The sequence below is a fragment of the Streptomyces sp. BHT-5-2 genome (genome assembly GCF_019774615.1).
GTDB lineage: Bacteria > Actinomycetota > Actinomycetes > Streptomycetales > Streptomycetaceae > Streptomyces.
Window position 1 is genome coordinate 743951 of record NZ_CP081497.1, and the last position, 16786, is coordinate 760736.

The following is a 16786-nucleotide window of genomic DNA, read 5'->3' on the forward strand; positions in this document are numbered from 1 at the left end:
CGGCGTCACCTCCGGTTCACCAACGGCTGGTGGGCTGGGGCGCGTTGGACGAAAAGTCCGCGTTCCCCGGATCCGCAAGGAGACGTTCCATGCACAGACCCTCCCGCCGTCGCGTCGTGGCCGCCACCGCCCTGGTTGCCGCCACGGCGGCCGCCGCGGCCGTGACCACCACGGCCGGGGCCTCCGACACCAGGCAGCAGGCCCAGCACGCCATCAAGGGCGGCAAGGCCAAGAACGTCATCCTGCTGATCGGTGACGGTATGGGGGACTCCGAGATCACGCTCGCCCGCGACTACGTGGTCGGCGCCAACGGCCGCCTGAACATGGACGCCTTCCCGCTCACCGGCTCCTACACGACCTACGCGGTCCACGCCGACGGCACACCGGACTACGTGACCGACTCCGCCGCCAGCGGATCGGGCTGGGCGACCGGGAGGAAGACGGTGAACGGCCGGATATCCAAGACCCCGGACACCGACAAGGCCGTCCCCACCATCCTCGAACTGGCCCAGAAGAACGGCTACGCCACCGGCAGCGTCACCACCGCCGAACTCACCGACGCCACCCCCGCGGTGCTCGCCTCGCACGCCACCGACCGCTCCTGCCAGGGCCCCGGCGACATGGCCAAGTGCCCGAGCGACACCATCGCCAAGGGCGGTCCCGGTTCGATCGCCGAGCAGTCCGTCAACCACAAGGTGGACGTCCTCTTCGGCGGTGGCAGGCAGCGCTTCGACCAGAAGATCACCGAGGGGCCGTACCGCGGGCTGACCGTCACCGAGCAGGCCCGGAAGCTGGGCTACCAGGTCGTCACCGACGGCGCCGGTATGAAGGGCGTCAAGGCGGGCAAGCCGGTGCTCGGCCTGTTCGCGCCGGGCAACGTGCCGACCGAGTGGACCGGCAGGCCGGCGGCGGTCGGCGGCACCGACCCGCAGCGGTGTGTGACCGCCAACTCCGCCCGCCCGTCGGCCACTCCGAGCCTGGCCGACTCGGCCGCCAAGGCGATCCAGCTGCTGGAGGCCAAGCAGCAGCACGCCAAGAAGGGCTTCTTCCTCCAGATCGAGGGCGCGTCGATCGACAAGCAGGACCACGCGGCCGACCCCTGCGGCCAGATCGGCGAGACGGCCGCCTTCGACCGTGCGGTGAAGGTGGCCCGCGACTACGCCGCCAAGCACCCGGACACGCTCGTGGTGACCACCGCCGACCACGGCCACACCAGCCAGATCGTGCCCCTGGAGGCCACCCCGCCCGGCCTGTCCTCGACGCTGGTCACCAACGAGGGCCAGCGGCTGAAGGTCAACTACTCGACCAACACCCCGGGCAAGTCGCAGGAGCACACCGGCACCCAGGTGCGGATCGCCGCCCAGGGCCCGCAGGCGTACCGGGTCCTCGGCGTGACCAACCAGACCGACCTGTTCACCACCATCCGCTCGGCACTGGGCCTGCGGTGAGCGTTGCGGTGATGTCGCGCTGACGCGACGGTGGGCTGGCGGTGACGGAGCGTCAGTCCGCGTCGGCTCGCGTGGGCTCGCATGGGGTCGCATGGGGTCGCATGGTGAGGGGAGGCCGTCGCCCGGCCTCCCCTCACCCGTGGCCGCGGACGTACGTTTGGGCGGCCCTTCGCCGGACGAGAATTCCCCTCGCGGAGTCACGCCCACCCTCCGCGCCACGCCCCACACACGTCGCCCGCACCGCCCGTTCGTCACCGCCGCGGAGGTCCCCAGTGCGCCGTCCCACCGTGCCAGTCCTGTCAGCGCTGTTGACCGTCGTGGCGGCGAGCGCGCCGGCCGCGGCCGTGCCGGAGCGGGCGCCGGCCGCCGCCGACCGCCCGGTGATCTTCGTACACGGCCGCAACGCCGGCCCCGGTGTCTGGGACAGCATGATCAGCCGGTTCACCGCGGCCGGAAGGCCCGCGGGCCGGCTCTTCGCCTGGGACTACGACACCGCACAGTCCGCCAACGAGACCCTCGCCCCGCAGTTCCAGGCATACGTCGACGAGGTGCTGCGCCGGACCGGCGCATCGCAGGTGGACATCGTCGCTCACAGCCTCGGCAGCCTCACCACCCGCTGGTACGTCAAGTTCGGCTCCGGCGCGACCAAGGTCCACCACTGGGTGTCCCTGGCCGGCCCCAACCACGGCACGCAACTTGCCTGGCTCTGCGCCCCGTACGACCAGGGATGCCGGGACATGACAACGGGCTCCTATGTCGTGACCAGGCTCAACGAGGGGACGGAGACGCCCGGCCCGGTCCACTACACCACCGTCCACTCGCGCTGCGACGAGCAGATCGCGCCCGTGACCAGTACGGCACTGGCCGGGGCCGACAACATCGAGGCGCCGTGCCTGAAGCACAACGAGCTGCTGACGGACGAGACGGTGGCGACGGAGGTGCGGACGGCGCTGGACTCCGACTGATGGCGTGAGCCCTCTGGTTGCGGAATCAGCCCGCCGCCCGACCCGGTGGCATCCGCTCCAGCGCCTCCCAACTGACGTCCCGCTCCCGTACGGCGGCCTCCGCGCGGCCGCCGCCGCGCACGCCGAACAGCCGCTTGGCGAAGAGCAGATAGATCACCACCGCGAGGTTGATGACCAGGGTGAGGACCTTGGTGACCGTCACCCGGGACAGCAACTCGTAGACTTCCGGGGCGAGCAGCACGGTGGTGGCGACGAACGTGAGGTACTCCGCCCACCGCCTGGCGAACCACAGCCCGATCGCCTCTACGCCCTCCAGCACTGCGTAGCCGGCGATCACCAGCCCGATCAGCCACAACGTCGAGGAGCGCACCGCGAACGCCTTGGCCACCTCGCCGAGCAGCCCGCCGTGGGAGACGCCGCCGGTCCCGCCCACACCGTTCTGCAACAGATCCATGAACCGGTAGAACGGCGCCTGGAGGCTGGCACGCTTGTCCGCGAAGACGAAGATGCCGGTCGCCAGTGCCCCGAGCACCACGAAGTGCAGCAGCCGGTCGAGCGCGATCAGGCGCAGCACATAGCGGTCGCGCAGCGGCTTGCCGCGCAGGGGGAGAGCGATCTCGTGCCGGTCCGGCGGGTACGGACGGTCGGTCGGTGTCTGCCCGGTCACCGGTACCCAGGCATCGCACCGCAGACAGCGGTGCCAGCGCAGTCCGTCCCGGTCCTCCCGGACCAGCAAGCCGTCGCCGGGCCGTACCCGTTGCGCCCCCACGCCTTCGAGGCGGTGACCGTGCAGTGCGCAGCTCAGCAGCTCGTAGCGCAACCGCCGCTTGTCGCCGCCCGTTCCGGGCACCGGTGCCGGCGCGTTGCGGTTCTCCTCCGCCATGCGTTCCTCCGTCGTGACCGGGGGCCTGCTCCTGCGGGTGCCTGCGGTGGGAACCGCATGGCGTGCCCGGGGCCAGTTTCCGCCACGGTGGCCGGCGATCCGGGGAACGGCACGGAAGCGGCGCGTACGGCCGGAACGTATCGCTTACGCTGGAACGATCGAACTGCGGATGGAGGATGACCACATGAAAGCCGAACTCGGCCGCCTGATGTCCCGCATCGCCGGCTTCGTCCTGCACGGGCGACGCCCCCGGCTCGACCACCCCGACGCCCACCGCGCCGCCCGGGCCAACCAGCACGCGGGCCTCATCGACCACTACCGGCCCTCCGCCCCCGCCACCGGCCCCACCTTCGGTGGCAATGGACTCTAGGACACGCCGCCCCGGCCGGACCACAGTCTGAAATCAAGTCAACTGGGCATGGTCTGCGGAGAGTTGAGGTGAGGGTCGGCCGGTCTCGTCAGGTGTCCGGCGTCAGATGGTATTCGACGGCGCGTCGGGTCGTCGGGGCGAAGCCGAGCGAGAGGAGAGCCGTCTCGAAGGTGTCGTCCCCGGGCGCCAGGCAGGTCTCCGCTGCCCGGATTCCCGGGGATTCGGTCGTCACCCGACGCAACGCCAACGACATGAGTGCCGCCAGTGCGTCGGCGGTCCCTTCCTCCTGTCGGTCGTGCACCAGCACCGCCCGGTCGCCGTCCACCTCCACATCGCACCAGGCATCACCCATGCTCACCCGGAACGGGGCACCCCCGGCCGCCGATGACTTGCGCCCCCGGCTGTCAGGTGCGGGCTCCGGCGCCGTCGGCAACTCCCTCCGCCACCAGCGATGGACCTCGTCCCCGGCGGTCGCTCCCAACCGTTCCAGGGCGGCAGCGGCGGTCAGGGACAGCTCGCCGGTCTCCTCGACCCAACGAAGCGTGCGGCCACCGGCGTCCCGCACCACCGACGCCGCTGCCTCCACCAAGGGCACCCGAGCCTCCGCGGACCCCTCGGCCACCCCCACGAACCGGAGATCGGGATCGTCCGCGCCCAAGTCCAGTACCGCGAGCGAGCCGACGACCGAGCCCGCCTGCCGCGCCACCGCGACCGCGCACGTCCGGTCGTCGGACCACAACTCGTGAGCTGTGCCGCGATCCCGATGGACCTGTACAGAAACCGACATAGCGAGAGTATTTCACTTGCGGGTGTGTGGGGATCCCCTGGTCCGTCAGCGGACCGTGACGGTCACGGGGCGGGAGATCGAGCGCGTCCTGGGGTGCTTGTCCTGGGGGGATCGGCCTTCGAGGAGCAGCGCGCGCAGTTGGAGGTGGCCGCGCTGCTTGGCGCGCAGGGTGGCGTTGACGGCGCCCCCGGCGTGGCGGGCGGGCTTGGAGCACGCCACGTTGTGCCAGGCAGTGGCCGCCCAACGCTGTTGTACGCAGACCCTGTTGAACGTGGAGTTGTCGTCGCTCGCCCTGGCGGTTGCGCGGACGAGTCCGCCCTGGCCGACCGAGTGCGGGCCGGCGGCGAAGGAGAGCGAGGACTTGGCCGAGGCCGGCGCGGTGGCGGCACCCCATGAGGCGACCGCCAGGGCGCCGATGAGGGCGGAGTGAAGGGTGCGGCGGGGGTGACTGGTCATCCTTTTCTCCTCCATGGCCTGTCCGACGGTGTGGGCATTCGACGCGGCGGGAAGCCGCCGCACCGTGCGCCTACCCGGCTGATCACGTCACCTTACGTCTGCTTTACGCTGCCGATGACAGTTTTTGGTCATTTCTTGGGCAAGTGGGTGTACTGAGTGAAGATGGCTCGCGTTTCGGCCGTTGTCGCGGCCGCTGCGATAGCACCGGCCGTTCTGTTCTCCTCGCCGGCGGCTGCCGCCGACCGCGGCGCCGGAGTCGGGGAAGTCGGCCGGGCAGGGTGACGCGGCCGCCGACCAGGACCGGATGGCCATCCTGAGGATCCTCGCGGACAAGAACATCGGCAAGGGGCTGTACCGCGAGGCCCAGCTGGCGCTCGACGGTGGCCCGGAGGCCGTGCGCCACTTCCTGGAGGTCGGCCTGTGGCCGCCGCCCGCCGCCGTACCTCGGCCGGCCACTGACGCACCGTCCGGGCCCTCCTCGCACCACCCGGTCGGTGAGGGCCCGCACAGTACGCGCCACGTGGCCGGCAGGGCGCCGGTGCCGGGTCAGCCCGCCAGCGCGGTCAGGCTCCGCGGCAGCGTCCCCGTGTGGAGCACGCCCAGTCGCTGCGTCGCCCGCGTGAGCGCGACATACAGATCGCTCGCCCCGAACTCCCCAGGTTCGGCCACCAGCACCGTGTCGAACTCCAGCCCCTTGGCCTGGCGCGGGTCCAGTATCACCACCGGGTTGGTGAGGTCGGGGGCCGGGCCGGCGGAGGCCGTCGGGAGGGCGGCCGCCAGGGCGGCACAGCGCTCACGCGGGGCGATCACGGCGAGCCGGCCCCCGTGGTCGCCTTCCGCTTCGCGGGCCACGGCTTGGGCGACGGCCGCCGGCAGGTCGTCGGTGCGCCGGGCCCACGGGTGGACGCCGGTCGAACGGATCGACTTCGGCGGCACGAACGACGGGTCGAGGGACCGGGGGATCTCCGCCGCGGCCTCCATGATCTCCGTCGGCGTACGGTAGTTGACGCCCAGTCGGACGTGTTCCCAGCGTTCGCCGACGTGCGGCGTCAGGATGCTCTCCCAGGCACCGCAGCCACCCGGTTCCGAGGTCTGCGCGGGGTCGCCGACCAGGGTCATGGAACGGGTCGGGCAACGGCGCATCAGCAGCCGCCACAGCATCGGCGAGAGCTCCTGCGCCTCGTCGACGATGATGTGGCCGAAGGCCCAGGTGCGGTCCGCCGCGGCGCGTTCGGCGGCGGTGCGGTGGTCGGCCTCCTCCTGACGTTCGGCGAGCCGGTCGGCGTCGATCAGGTCGTGCGCGGCCAGCACCTCGGAGTCCTCGTCGTCCCGGTCCTCGAACTCCTGGGTGCGCGAACCGTAGGAGAGGTCCAGCACGCCCTGTGCGTAGGCGATGAGTTCCTGGCGTTCGGCCTCGGCGGCGGCCCGCACGGCCGAGTCGTCCTCGCCGAGGAGTTCGGCGGCCTCGTCCAGCAGCGCGACGTCCGCCGGGGTCCAGGCACCGCCGGTGCGGCGGATCGCGGCCGCGTCGGCGTCGGGCAGATGGACCGGCTCGGCGAGGAAGTCGGCGACCAGCTGCTGCGCGGTGAGGGACGGCCACAGCTCCTCGATGGCGCCGTGCACCGCGCCGCTGGTGGCGATGGCCTTGCCCAACTGGGCGATGTCGTCCGGGCCGAGGAGGTTGGGGCCGCCGTAGGGGTCGGCGCCGATCCGCTCGGCGAGTTGTGCGGTGAGTGCGTCGATCACGTGGAAGGCGAAGTGCGGGCGCGCGAGGTTGTGCGGCAGCAGGGTGGCCCGGGCCTGCCGGCGGGCCTCCGCCGCGATCGTCGCGTCCAGATGCAGTTCGCCGTCCTCGTGGTCGATGACGAGGACCGGGTCGGGGAGGGACTGTTGGTCGGTCACGGACCGCGCGAGGGCGTCGGCCATCGCCGCGCCGCCCTTGACCTCGGCCGCGCGGGGCGTGTCGGTGCCGGTGGCGGTCACGCCGGGGAACAGCTCCCCGGGCGTCGCCAGCAGCACACCGGTCTCGCCGAGCGAGGGCAGCACCTGGCCGATGTAGCCGAGGAACGCCGGGTTGGGTCCGACGATCAGCACCGCGCGCCGGGCGAGCTGCGCGCGGTGTGCGTACAGCAGATACGCGGCCCGGTGCAGCGCCACGACGGTCTTGCCGGTGCCCGGACCGCCTTCGACGACGAGGACGCCGTCGTGCGGGGCGCGGATGATGCGGTCCTGGTCGGCCTGGATGGTCTGCACGATGTCGTGCATGCGGCCGGTGCGGGCCGCGTCCAGCGACGCCAGCAGGACGGCGTCCGCGTCGGCCCCTTCGTGTCCGGTGCGCTCGGAGTCGGCGAGGTCGAGGATCTCGTCGTGCAGCGCGGTGACCCGGCGGCCCTTGGTGGTCAGGTGGCGCCGGCGCCGCAGTCCCATCGGGGTGTGCCCGGTGGCGAGGTAGAAGGGGCGGGCGACGTCGGCCCGCCAATCGATGACCAGCGGAGTGCGGTCGGCGTCGTCGCGCCGGATGCCGATCCGGCCGATGTGGTGGTCGCGGCCGTCCCGGAAGGCCAGTCGGCCGAAGCACAGCCCGTGCTCCCCGGCTTCGAAGCCGGCCAGCAGTTCGGCCTGTTCGGCGACCAGCACATCCCGTTCCAGACGTGCCTGGAACGTGCCCCCGGCGTGCGGGAGGGCTTCGTCCATAGCCGACCGCGCCCCGGACCGCAGGGCGTCGAGGCGTTCGTGGAGCAGGTCCACGAATTCCTGCTCCTTACGCAATTCCTCGTTTGACAATTCAACTCCGCTCGAATATGCTGTGCAGCAGTGAGGGTTTGGGTTGCACTTTATGAATGGCCCCTTGAGTCGCTTTCTCGGCACATGCAAACGCTCAATATACGTGGAGAAATCCCCCCACTGTCAATCCCCGATCGCATCGTATTGCGACGGGGTTTTTCTTTTGCCCGATTCCCGGCTGCCCGGCTCCCGGTCGGTCTACCGGCTCCCCGGCCGGGCCGCCGGCGTCTGGCCGGCGACCGGGCCGTGCGGGAGCTCCCCCTCGTGCGAGGCGCTCGGGTGGCGGGTCAGCGCCCCGGTGTCCGTGCGGCCGGGCGGCCGACCGGCCGGTCTCCGTCGGGCCGGGACCACCACAGCGCCTCACCACGGGTCAGCCCCGGCAGCCGGTGCTCGGCGGTGCGCACCCCGCTGGCCGGGATCATGCCCTTGACCAGCCATGACGTCGTACCGCCCGCGGTCTCCGAGAGTTCCGCGCCGAGCCCGGTGAGGCACGAGGTGACGGCCGGCAGGGTGTCGAGGGGGATGTCCACGTCGAAGGTGTGGCAGGGCTCGTAGAGCTGCGTCCCGGCGTCGTCCAGGGCCCGCCGGAGCACCAGCGGGGTCAGGCCCCGGAAGTCGCCCGCCGTGCTGAGCGGGCCCACGAAGCCCGAGCGGGTCAGGGTGACGGCGCAGTCGGTGACCGACCAGCCGCGCGGGCCGCTGCGGAGCGCGGAATGCACCGTCTCCTCGATGGCGGTGTGGAAGGCGTGCGGGAGGGCGCCCAGCTCGGTCTCGTACCGGAAGGCGACGCCGGAACCGCGCTGCCCGGGCTCGACGCGCAGCCCGACCGTGGCCCAGAAGCCGCTCGGGGCGGGGACCCGCCGCCCGATCTCCTCGGTCGCCTCGCCGACGCCCACCGGCCGTTCCAGAAAGACGGTCCTGGTGGGCTCGAAGACGGCCTCGATCCCGAAGTCGTGGGCGAGCGTCGCCGCCAGGATCTCCTTCTGGATCTCGCCGTAGAGCAGGACCGTCGTGGCGCCGTCGGGTCCGGCGTCGGCGTGGATGAGGGGGTCCTGCTCGGCGAGGTGCTGGAGGGCCGCGTGCAGCCGGGACGCCGCGCCGGGCGCCGCCTCACGGGGGCGGACCAGCGTCCGGAGGGTGGGGGCGGGGAAGCGCGGCGGGCGTGGGCCGTCGTCCAGGCCCGCCGGATCGGTGAGCCGGTCGCCGACCCGTACCTCCGCCAGACCGCCGATCTTTGCGATGTTGCCCGGCGTCAACTGCCGCGTGCCGTCGCCGCCGTGGCGCCGTCCGACGACGTGGAGGGAGGTGATCTGGCCGTGGTGCGTCAGTCGAGCGCCGTCCGGGCCGTTGCGATGGAGGGCCACCCGTTGGCGCGCGGCCAGCGTGCCGGTGAACAGGCGCAGACAGGCGGTCTTCTTCCCGGACGGTTCGCGCTCGACGGCGAAGACCGTGCCGCGCGGTGGCGCCGCGCGGTTCGGAGTCGTGTCGCCACCGGCGGGTGCCGGCCGGAGCAGGCCGGTGATCCCGTCGATCAGCGCACCGATGCCCGCTCCGCTGCGCGCCGAGCCGAAGTGGACGGGGTGGGTGGTGCCGTTCCGCGTGTGTGCGGCGAGTGCGGTGCGCAGCTCGTCGGCCGAGGGGTACGGGCCGTCCACGACGCGGGCCAGCAGTGCGTCGTCGATCTCGGCCAGCGCCTCGGCGACCCGGGTGCGGAACTCCGGGTCGTCGTCGAGCGCGGGCGAGAGCGCCCGGGCGGACGGCGTGCCGAGCTCCCGTACCGTCGTCATCGGGACGAGGTGCGGGACCAGCTTGCGCCGGATGTCGGCGAGCAGGGCGTCGTCGCGGGCGCCCACCCGGTCGATCTTGTTGACGAAGAGCAGCACCGGCAGCCGCATGTCCCGCAGCGTCCGCATCAGGACACGGGTGTGCGCCTGGACGCCCTCGACGGCGGAGAGCACCAGCACGGCGCCGTCCAGGACGCCGAGGACGCGTTCCACCTCGGCGACGAAGTCGGAGTGCCCGGGGGTGTCGATCAGGTTGACCTGCGTGGTGCCGGCCGTGAAGGAGGCCACCGCCGAGCGCACGGTGATGCCGCGCTGCCGCTCGATGAGGCCGGTGTCGGTCTGGGTGTCGCCGGCGTCGACGCTGCCGAGCCGGCCGATGGCGCCGGTGTCGAACAGCAGGCGCTCGGTCAGGCTGGTCTTACCCGCGTCGACGTGGGCCAGGATGCCGATGTTCAGGGTGTGCTGGATGTGCATGGGTGCCGAAGTCCTCGAAATTCACCGTCCGGTAGGGGCGCTGGGGGTTTTCGAGGAATCGGCGCATGGGGGTGCTCCCGCTCTGTGGACGATCGGCCGGCGAACAGCCTGGTGGCCTCAGGGCGGCGTCGGCAACTGATTTTCCCGGTCCGCGCGCAAGGGCCGGACGGCGCCGTGCCGTCCGGCCCTTGCGGTGTATCGGTCTGTGCCCGTTCGGACGCGCGGTCAGCGCGCGTGATGGCGCCCCAGGGTGAGGCGGTAGAGGAGCAGGACGATCAGGGAGCCGACGATGGCGGCGATCCACGTCGACAGATGGAAGAAGCCGTTGATCGAGTGGACCCCGAAGATCACCTTCCCCAGCCAGCCGCCCAGCAGGCCGCCCGCGATGCCGATCAGCATGGTGATCAGGCAGCCGCCGGGGTCCTTGCCGGGCATCAGGGCCTTGGCGATGGCACCGGCGAGCAGGCCGATCAGGGCCCAGGCGAGAATTCCCATGTCCGCAACCTCTCCGCAGGGATTCTTTCGATTCTCTCGATGCGTAAAGACTGGTTCCCGCGGCGACGGCTTTCACGCCGGCCTGCTGCAAACGCGTGACGGGACGGGGCGCGGGCGGTGCCCTGCGCACAGGCCCGGTGCGTCCGTCAACCTCGGTTGATTGCCTGACCTGCTCAACCATAGGCTTACGGCCATGACTCAGGGCTCGGACGTCGAGGACTTGGCCGGCGCGCTCTACGGAAGCATCGGTCTGTTGGCCAGGCGCCTGCGCCAGCTCCAGGCACCCGGCGAGCTCTCGCTGCCCGAGCGCGCCGCGTTGGCGCGGCTGGACCGGGGCGGCCCGGCCACGGCGGCCGAGCTGGCCCGTGCCGAGCAGATCACGTCCCAGGCCATGGGGACCACCCTGGGCGTGCTGGAGGAGCGCGGCTTCGTCGAGCGCCGGCGCGATCCGCACGACGGCCGGCGGATCATCATGTCGCTGACCGAGGTCGGCGTCGAGGTGCTGCGGCACAAGCGGGACGCCCGGGCCAGGCAGTTGGCGAAGGCCATCGAGGAGCAGTTCACCGGCGCCGAGCTGGCGACGTTGAAGGCGGCCGCCCCGCTGATCGAGCGGCTGGGCGACAGCCTCTGACGCGACGGCCCCGCCGACCGCTCGGACAGGCACCGGTCCGAACCCGGGCCGGAGCCGTCGCGCACGCGCCGATCCGGTCCCGCGCGGCCTCAGTCCCGCCCGCTCGCAGGCCGAGCGGATCGTTCGTACGTGCCCACCAGGCGCGCCAGTTGACGGCCGACCGTGCGCAGGGGTTCCTCGCTGCGGGTGACCTGCGCGGTGACCTCGGCACCTTCCAGGGCGCCGATGATGGTGGTGGCCAGTTCCCCGGCGTCCCGGGCGGGCAGGCCGCTGCGCAGCAGCTTGTCGCGGACAAGCTGTTCCCAGTCGTGCAGGGCCGCCGCGCACGCCTGTTGGATCGGCGAGTCGGTGCCGAGCGTTTCCAGGGCCGCCGCGGTGACCGGGCAGCCCTCGATCCAGCCCGACTCCCTTAGTTCTTCGGCGAGTTGACCGGCGCAGGCGTCCACTGCCGCCGCCGGATCGGGCTCGGCGTCCAGCGCGCTCTTCAGGAGTGCGGCGAATTCCCGGCTGCTGTGCTCGATCGCGGCGACCGCGACGGTCTCCTTGCCGCCGGGGAAGAAGTGGTAGACGGAGCCCAGGGTGGCCTGCGCCTCCTGGGCGATCTGCTTGATGCCGGTGCCGACATAGCCCTGCCGTTGGAGGAGGCGGGCTGCGGTGACGATGATCCGGTCCCGGGTGCTGGTCTGCATGGTGCCACCGTACCCACTGGTGAGTAGAGCGCTCGTTCTAGTGGTGTGGTACGTTCTCGGCACGCGCTAAATAGAGCGTTCGTTTTAGTGAGGGGCGGAAGGATTTCCCATGAGCAGCAACACGAGCACCGGCACCGGCGAGAACACCGCGAAGGGCGCGGCCGCCGACCGGCGGTCGGTCACCGTCATCGGGCTCGGACCGATGGGCCAGGCGATGGCCGACGCCTATCTCGACCAGGGCTACGAGGTCACCGTCTGGAACCGCACGGCCGCCCGCGCCGACGCCCTGGTGGCCCGCGGCGCGACCCTCGCAGCGGGCGTGGCGGATGCCCTCGCCGCCAACGAGCTGGTGATCCTCAGCCTCACGGACTACGAGGCGATGTACGCCGTACTGGAGCCGGCCACCGCCGCGTTGGCGGGCCGGGTGCTGGTCAACCTCAGCTCGGACACGCCCGAGAAGGCCCGGGCCGCCGCCCGCTGGGCCGCCGACCACGGTGCCGTCCAGCTCACCGGCGGCGTCACCGTCCCGCCGTCCGGGATCGGCCGCCCGGAGTCCGCCACCTTCTACAGCGGGCCGCGCGCGGTGTTCGACGCCCACCGCCCCGCGCTCGAAGTGGTCACCGGCCGGACCGACTACCGGGGCGAGGACCCCGGAATCGCGGCGCTGTACTACCAGATCGGCATGGTGATGTTCTGGACCTCCATGCTCGGCTACTGGCAGGCACTCGCCCTCGCCGACGCCAACGGCCTCCCCGCGTCCGAGATCCTCCAGCACGCCACCGAGACGGCGCAGTCGCTGCCGGGCTTCTTCGCCTTCTACGCCGAGCGCATCGACGCGGGCCGGCACCAGGGCGACGTGGACCGCCTGGCGATGGGCCTGGCCAGCGTCGAACACGTCCTGCACACCAACGCCGACGCGGGCGTCGACACCGCACTGCCCACCGCCGTCGTCGAGCTCTTCCGGCGCGGCGTCCAGGCCGGACACGGCGCGGACAGCTTCTCCAGCCTGCTGGAACTGATGAAGAAGGGTTGAGGGAGGGATGCGGGCGAGATGAGGGAGGGCGGTGAGCGCCGACGGTGGGTGGCGCCCGGGCCGGCGGTTCTCCACCCGGCGGTTCTCCATCTGGCGGCTCTCCACCCGGCGGTGGAGCGGGCGGGTGGAGGCCCGGCCCGACGGGTCCGGCCCGCGGGCCGATGCTTCTCCACCCGCCCGGCTCCTAGCGTCGGTTCAGGTCACCGAAGCGCCGGACCGCCCGGCGCCGGACCGTTGGAGGCCGTCGTGGAAACCGAGGACAGGCGTGGTGCGCGGCGGGGACGCGCCATGGGTGTATCGCTGACCGTCAACATCGTGCTGCCGCTGGTCCTGTACTACGTGCTGCGGGCGCAGGACGTCGCCCAGTGGCAGGCGCTGTTGCTGAGCGGAGTGCTCCCGGCCGTGCATGCGCTGGGCACCGCCCTGGTGCGTCGTCGAGTCGACTTCTTCGACCTGCTCGTGGTGGGGCTGCTGGCGGTGTCCGCGGGACTGTCGGCGGTCGGCGGCAGCCCCCGGCTCCTGCTGCTGAAGGACGCGGCCCTGCCCGCCGCTCTGGGGCTGTGGATCCTGGGCAGCCTGTTCGCGGCCCGGCCCTTCCCGTACCACTTCGGGTGCCGACTGGCAGGCTCCGCGGGCAGGTCGGCGGCCGAACGTGCCTGGCGTGAACTCCCGGAATTCCGGGCCGCGTTGCGGGGGCTGACGTTCCTTTGGGGCGGTGCCCAGCTGCTCGATGCCGCGCTGAGCACGGTGGCCGCACTGGCACTGCCGGTGGACCTGGTACCGGTGATCGGCAAGATCCAGTCCTTTGCGATTCTCGGCGCGGTGGTGGTGCTGACGGTGCGTCGCAGCCGTGCCTTCCGCGACCGGCACGGCCTCCCGCTGTTCGGCCTGCGGACGCCGGCCGACGCCGGGGCCCCGGCACGCGTGGCGCACGGCGCGGTGCGGACGTGATCCGGGCGTGCGGCCTCCGACGCAGGTCGGCGAGGCGGTGGGGGACTGGGGAGCGGGTGGGTTGACGCGGCCGACACGGTGTGGCCGGTCCGTCGTTGGACTCGTCGACAACCTGCTCCCCCTCTCAACTGGAGTCCCTGATGAACTCAGTCGTACGTGGTGGTCGGCGTCTGCGCGGACGGGTGCGCGCGGCGCTCTCGCTCGCGGTCGGCGCGGTCATGATGTCGGCGGCGGCCGCCGGTGCGGCCGACCTCGGCATGATCACCTACACCACCCCGAAGGGGAAGGCACAGGTCCTCAAGCAGCCCGAGCCCGGCCAGTGCTACGCCATCGCCGGCGAGGGCCTGACCTCCAACCTCTCCCTGGTCCGCAAGACCGCCCACTTCTACGCCGGGCGGCACTGCGCTGGAAAGCCGGTGGCCGAACTCGGCCCCGGCATGCACAAGAAGCTGAAGCGCTTCGGCTCCCTCCGCGTCGACGCGGACTGAGCTGCGGACACCGCGATCGATCAACCGCCGGCGTGGCCCTTCGGGCCCGCCGGCGGTCGGCTGTCATGCGGGGACGGCGATATGGCGGGACCACGTGCGCAGTGCCGCCCCGCCGTGGAAGTCGCCGATGCTCGTGTCGAGGGGCTGGTCGGTGTACTGATGGAACAGCCATGGGCACTGGATGTCCGGCCGGCCGGGCCTGTTGTTGTACTGCGCGATCCACAGTCCGTCTGCGGCGAAGGACGTGGTGTCGCGGTTCAGCCAGGAGTCCCGGTTGCAGTACAGGATCGTCTTGTGGCCGGGGGTGTGCTGCTGCACCTGCTTGAGCCAGGGGTCCTTCCAGGTGTTCGAGACGCGGGCGTCCTCCCAGTCGAGGATCAGAATGTCCCCGTCGACCAGATCGATTTTCGAGAGAAAGTAGTTGACCTGGGCGGCGGCCGGTCCCGGCCGGGCGAAATGATAGAGGCCGGTCACCAGGCCCGCGTTTCGCGCGGCCTTTCGCTGGGCCACCCACTGGGGTCTATGTAGGTGGTGCCCTCCGTGATGTTGATGAACACGAAATCGCTGCCGGAAGTCGGGTATTTCTCCGACTGGGCTGACGATACGTCGATTCCTTTGACGCTCATGGTCGGGTGTTCCCTGTCGAGTGCTGCGCCGGATACTGCTGTATGGGCACCGGGCCCCGGTCGGTGTCCCGGTGGGCGACGGCATGCGGATGCGCGCCGTGGCGTTGAGGGGGCGTCGCAGCGCCGGGGGGCATAGGTCCTTTTCATGATCTCGCGGCGGTGCGGGTGCGGCATCTGGATCACCTGGTTGTGGATTGGTCGCCGGAGTGGGGCAGTTGCCGGCCTTTGCCCGGTGGCGGCCCTCGCCCGGTGGGCGTGCGGCCTTTTCGGTGGCGGTGCCCCGGGACTCCGGTTGAAGCGGAAATTATTGCCGTCGGGGGTTTTCCGGGCCAGGTGTGCCGTGGTGTGGAGCGCTCGACAGGGGCGGGCGACGCACGCAGGATGGAAGCAGGAAAAGGGCGTGGCATATGACCCGGCCATCTGTGGCTCCCACGGGTCGTATGAGCCCGCGCCCCGATCGGAGTGTCCGGCCGGCCCTCAGGAGATGCGGAGGCGATGAGCCGCAGTACCGGGACGGAACTCGGTGTAGCGCGCCAGGCCCCGGCGGTGTGTCCGCCCGAGGCGGGCGAAGCGCACCACGGATCGCCCCCGGTCCGCGACGACGACGCGCGCATCGAACTGCTCGGCGGCTTCCGGCTGGTCACCGGCCGCGAGCCGGCGCGGATCCCCGCAGGCGCGGAGCGTCTGCTCGCCTTCGTCGCACTGCACTACGGCGCGGTGCCGCGGAGCGTGGTCGCCGAGAACCTCTGGCCGGACACCTCCGAATGCCGGGCCTACGCGTCCCTGCGGTCCGCGCTCAACCGTCTGCGCGGTGCGGGCTGCCGCCTCCTGGAAGCGGGCCCCGCCGAACTGGCGCTCGCCGGTGGTGTGGGGGTCGACTTCCGGGATCTCAGGCCACTCGCGCAGCTGCTCGTCGACTGCTCGGTGGTGTCGCCGGGCGGCAACGCGTGCCTGGGACTCGGGGCGTCGGAAATCGAGGCGCTGTCGCAGGACCTGCTCCCCGGCTGGTGCGAGGACTGGGCGCTGCGCGAGGCCGAGGAGTGGCGGCAGCTGCGGATGCACGCCCTGGAAGCGCTGGCCGCCCGCTTCATCGACGCCCGGCACTTCGGCCACGCCGTGTGGGCCGCCGGTGCCGCGGTACGCGCCGAGCCGCTGCGGGAGACCGCCCGGGCCGTCCTGATCAAGGCACACCTCGCCGAGGGTAACCAGTCCGAGGCCCTGCGCGAGTTCCAGCGCTACCGGTCTCTGCTGCAGGCGGAACTGGGGCTGTGTCCCACGCCGCGGCTGCTCGGACTCGTCGCCGATCTCCGGTCGGCGGCGGCCCGGTGCGCGCCGACCGCGGATCGGCCACGGCATGACGCCTCGGTCACGTCCGGGTGACGGCGGATCGGCCACGATGACGTCAAGGCAGCAGGAAACGTGTGCGGCCGTCCGTGTCGCCTCGGTGCGGTGCGGCCCGGCCATGAAGTTATGGCACACCGTGGTCGCTCGGTGAGGGCGGTGGAGCCGGAATCGGGGCACCGGAGGAAGACCGACGCCTTGAGGCACTGCACACCACGACAGGCACCGCACGCCATGAAGGGGATGCCATGCCGGAGCGCGAGAACATTCTGCATGTGCGGGTGACCGCCGCCGACGCCGACCGACTGCGCAGGCTGCTGCGGGAGGAGCCACTGGACATCGGCGGCCGTCCCCGTGAGACCCCGGGGCCCGGGACCGAGCTGACCATCGAGGCGTTCGTGCCGCGGGGGAAAGCTGAACGGCTGGCGCGCGATGGCGTCGCCGTGGACGTCCTCCGGGACGCGACCGAGACCGGGCGGGCCCGCCAGGCGGAGGTGGGGCACGGCAACCGGTTCGCCGACCCGCGCGAAGTTCCTTACGGGCTGGGGGAGTTGCTGAAGGACGAAGGGGCGGGAGGGTGA

17 protein-coding genes and 1 pseudogene are annotated in these 16786 nt (G+C 71.7%); 10 read left to right on the forward strand and 8 right to left on the reverse strand.

The genetic code is table 11. The features are described 5' to 3' along the window. The first annotated feature begins 89 nt into the window (after positions 1 to 89). On the forward strand, positions 90 to 1448 hold the full coding sequence (locus K2224_RS31270) for an alkaline phosphatase (RefSeq protein WP_221910557.1): 1359 nt from the start codon (positions 90 to 92) through the stop codon (positions 1446 to 1448). 287 nt (positions 1449 to 1735) lie between these two features. Then, positions 1736 to 2413 (forward strand): triacylglycerol lipase, encoded by a 678-nt coding sequence (locus K2224_RS31275; protein WP_260693578.1) that lies wholly within the window; start codon positions 1736 to 1738, stop codon positions 2411 to 2413. Positions 2414 to 2438: 25 nt separating this feature from the next. Here the strand turns inward: K2224_RS31275 and K2224_RS31280 are convergent, their stop codons facing one another. Further along, positions 2439 to 3296: a DUF2127 domain-containing protein gene (locus K2224_RS31280; protein ID WP_221910559.1), complete on the reverse strand. Its 858-nt coding sequence runs from the start codon at positions 3294 to 3296 to the stop codon at positions 2439 to 2441. 184 nt (positions 3297 to 3480) lie between these two features. Between K2224_RS31280 and K2224_RS31285 the strand changes: the two genes are divergently transcribed. After that, on the forward strand, positions 3481 to 3666 hold the full coding sequence (locus tag K2224_RS31285; protein WP_221910560.1) for a hypothetical protein: 186 nt from the start codon (positions 3481 to 3483) through the stop codon (positions 3664 to 3666). 88 nt (positions 3667 to 3754) lie between these two features. Here the strand turns inward: K2224_RS31285 and K2224_RS31290 are convergent, their stop codons facing one another. Both K2224_RS31290 and K2224_RS31295 read right to left on the reverse strand, forming a co-directional pair. Then, the gene (locus K2224_RS31290) at positions 3755 to 4453 is read right to left on the reverse strand and encodes a hypothetical protein (protein ID WP_221910561.1); all 699 of its coding nucleotides are present in this window, start codon (positions 4451 to 4453) and stop codon (positions 3755 to 3757) included. 45 nt (positions 4454 to 4498) lie between these two features. Continuing rightward, complete coding sequence (locus K2224_RS31295; RefSeq protein WP_221910562.1) at positions 4499 to 4909, reverse strand: hypothetical protein; 411 nt, start codon at positions 4907 to 4909, stop codon at positions 4499 to 4501. Positions 4910 to 5213: 304 nt separating this feature from the next. Between K2224_RS31295 and K2224_RS41790 the strand changes: the two are divergent. Then, positions 5214 to 5315, forward strand: a pseudogene (locus K2224_RS41790) (ALF repeat-containing protein); the annotation flags it as partial. A 140-nt stretch (positions 5316 to 5455) separates the two neighbouring features. Here K2224_RS41790 and K2224_RS31305 read toward each other — a convergent pair. The 3 genes from K2224_RS31305 to K2224_RS31315 all read right to left on the reverse strand — a co-directional run bounded on the left by K2224_RS31305 (position 5456) and on the right by K2224_RS31315 (position 10446). Continuing rightward, positions 5456 to 7678: a DNA/RNA helicase domain-containing protein gene (locus tag K2224_RS31305; RefSeq protein WP_221912056.1), complete on the reverse strand. Its 2223-nt coding sequence runs from the start codon at positions 7676 to 7678 to the stop codon at positions 5456 to 5458. A gap of 302 nt (positions 7679 to 7980) precedes the next feature. After that, on the reverse strand, positions 7981 to 9951 hold the full coding sequence (locus K2224_RS31310; RefSeq protein ID WP_221910563.1) for a translation factor GTPase family protein: 1971 nt from the start codon (positions 9949 to 9951) through the stop codon (positions 7981 to 7983). Positions 9952 to 10176: 225 nt separating this feature from the next. Next, entirely contained in the window at positions 10177 to 10446 is a 270-nt protein-coding gene (locus K2224_RS31315) for a GlsB/YeaQ/YmgE family stress response membrane protein (RefSeq protein WP_221910564.1), read from the reverse strand. A gap of 193 nt (positions 10447 to 10639) precedes the next feature. Between K2224_RS31315 and K2224_RS31320 the strand changes: the two genes are divergently transcribed. Next, positions 10640 to 11077 carry a MarR family winged helix-turn-helix transcriptional regulator gene (locus K2224_RS31320; RefSeq protein WP_221910565.1) on the forward strand — a complete coding sequence of 146 codons (438 nt, stop codon included), beginning with the start codon at positions 10640 to 10642 and terminating at the stop codon, positions 11075 to 11077. Positions 11078 to 11166: 89 nt separating this feature from the next. On the opposite strand, the gene K2224_RS31325 is transcribed toward K2224_RS31320, so the two are convergent. Beyond that, positions 11167 to 11766 (reverse strand): TetR/AcrR family transcriptional regulator, encoded by a 600-nt coding sequence (locus tag K2224_RS31325; RefSeq protein WP_221910566.1) that lies wholly within the window; start codon positions 11764 to 11766, stop codon positions 11167 to 11169. Positions 11767 to 11875: 109 nt separating this feature from the next. On the opposite strand from K2224_RS31325, the gene K2224_RS31330 reads away from it, so the two are divergent. The 3 genes from K2224_RS31330 to K2224_RS31340 all read left to right on the forward strand — a co-directional run bounded on the left by K2224_RS31330 (position 11876) and on the right by K2224_RS31340 (position 14238). Then, entirely contained in the window at positions 11876 to 12799 is a 924-nt protein-coding gene (locus K2224_RS31330; protein ID WP_221910567.1) for an NAD(P)-dependent oxidoreductase, read from the forward strand. Positions 12800 to 13087: 288 nt separating this feature from the next. After that, the gene (locus K2224_RS31335) at positions 13088 to 13750 is read left to right on the forward strand and encodes a VC0807 family protein (RefSeq protein ID WP_260693579.1); all 663 of its coding nucleotides are present in this window, start codon (positions 13088 to 13090) and stop codon (positions 13748 to 13750) included. Between the two features lie 140 nt (positions 13751 to 13890). Continuing rightward, positions 13891 to 14238, forward strand: coding sequence for a hypothetical protein (locus K2224_RS31340; RefSeq protein ID WP_221910569.1), 348 nt, complete (start codon positions 13891 to 13893; stop codon positions 14236 to 14238). Positions 14239 to 14301: 63 nt separating this feature from the next. Here the strand turns inward: K2224_RS31340 and K2224_RS31345 are convergent, their stop codons facing one another. Next, a complete protein-coding gene (locus tag K2224_RS31345; protein ID WP_313904810.1) occupies positions 14302 to 14748 on the reverse strand; it encodes a glycoside hydrolase family 25 protein in 447 nt (148 codons plus the stop codon). A 611-nt stretch (positions 14749 to 15359) separates the two neighbouring features. Here K2224_RS31345 and K2224_RS31350 point away from each other — a divergent pair. After that, positions 15360 to 16244: a BTAD domain-containing putative transcriptional regulator gene (locus tag K2224_RS31350; RefSeq protein ID WP_221910570.1), complete on the forward strand. Its 885-nt coding sequence runs from the start codon at positions 15360 to 15362 to the stop codon at positions 16242 to 16244. A gap of 209 nt (positions 16245 to 16453) precedes the next feature. After that, complete coding sequence (locus tag K2224_RS31355; protein ID WP_221910571.1) at positions 16454 to 16786, forward strand: hypothetical protein; 333 nt, start codon at positions 16454 to 16456, stop codon at positions 16784 to 16786.

Coding starts and splice junctions, on each gene's coding strand:
- K2224_RS31270 (WP_221910557.1), top strand. CDS start 90: ATGCACAGACCCTCCCGCCGTCGCGTCGTGGCCGCCACCGCCCTGGTT.
- K2224_RS31280 (WP_221910559.1), bottom strand. CDS start 3,296: ATGGCGGAGGAGAACCGCAACGCGCCGGCACCGGTGCCCGGAACGGGC.
- K2224_RS31285 (WP_221910560.1), top strand. CDS start 3,481: ATGAAAGCCGAACTCGGCCGCCTGATGTCCCGCATCGCCGGCTTCGTC.
- K2224_RS31290 (WP_221910561.1), bottom strand. CDS start 4,453: ATGTCGGTTTCTGTACAGGTCCATCGGGATCGCGGCACAGCTCACGAG.
- K2224_RS31295 (WP_221910562.1), bottom strand. CDS start 4,909: ATGACCAGTCACCCCCGCCGCACCCTTCACTCCGCCCTCATCGGCGCC.
- K2224_RS31310 (WP_221910563.1), bottom strand. CDS start 9,951: ATGCACATCCAGCACACCCTGAACATCGGCATCCTGGCCCACGTCGAC.
- K2224_RS31315 (WP_221910564.1), bottom strand. CDS start 10,446: ATGGGAATTCTCGCCTGGGCCCTGATCGGCCTGCTCGCCGGTGCCATC.
- K2224_RS31320 (WP_221910565.1), top strand. CDS start 10,640: ATGACTCAGGGCTCGGACGTCGAGGACTTGGCCGGCGCGCTCTACGGA.
- K2224_RS31325 (WP_221910566.1), bottom strand. CDS start 11,766: ATGCAGACCAGCACCCGGGACCGGATCATCGTCACCGCAGCCCGCCTC.
- K2224_RS31330 (WP_221910567.1), top strand. CDS start 11,876: ATGAGCAGCAACACGAGCACCGGCACCGGCGAGAACACCGCGAAGGGC.
- K2224_RS31335 (WP_260693579.1), top strand. CDS start 13,088: ATGGGTGTATCGCTGACCGTCAACATCGTGCTGCCGCTGGTCCTGTAC.
- K2224_RS31340 (WP_221910569.1), top strand. CDS start 13,891: ATGAACTCAGTCGTACGTGGTGGTCGGCGTCTGCGCGGACGGGTGCGC.
- K2224_RS31350 (WP_221910570.1), top strand. CDS start 15,360: ATGAGCCGCAGTACCGGGACGGAACTCGGTGTAGCGCGCCAGGCCCCG.
- K2224_RS31355 (WP_221910571.1), top strand. CDS start 16,454: ATGCCGGAGCGCGAGAACATTCTGCATGTGCGGGTGACCGCCGCCGAC.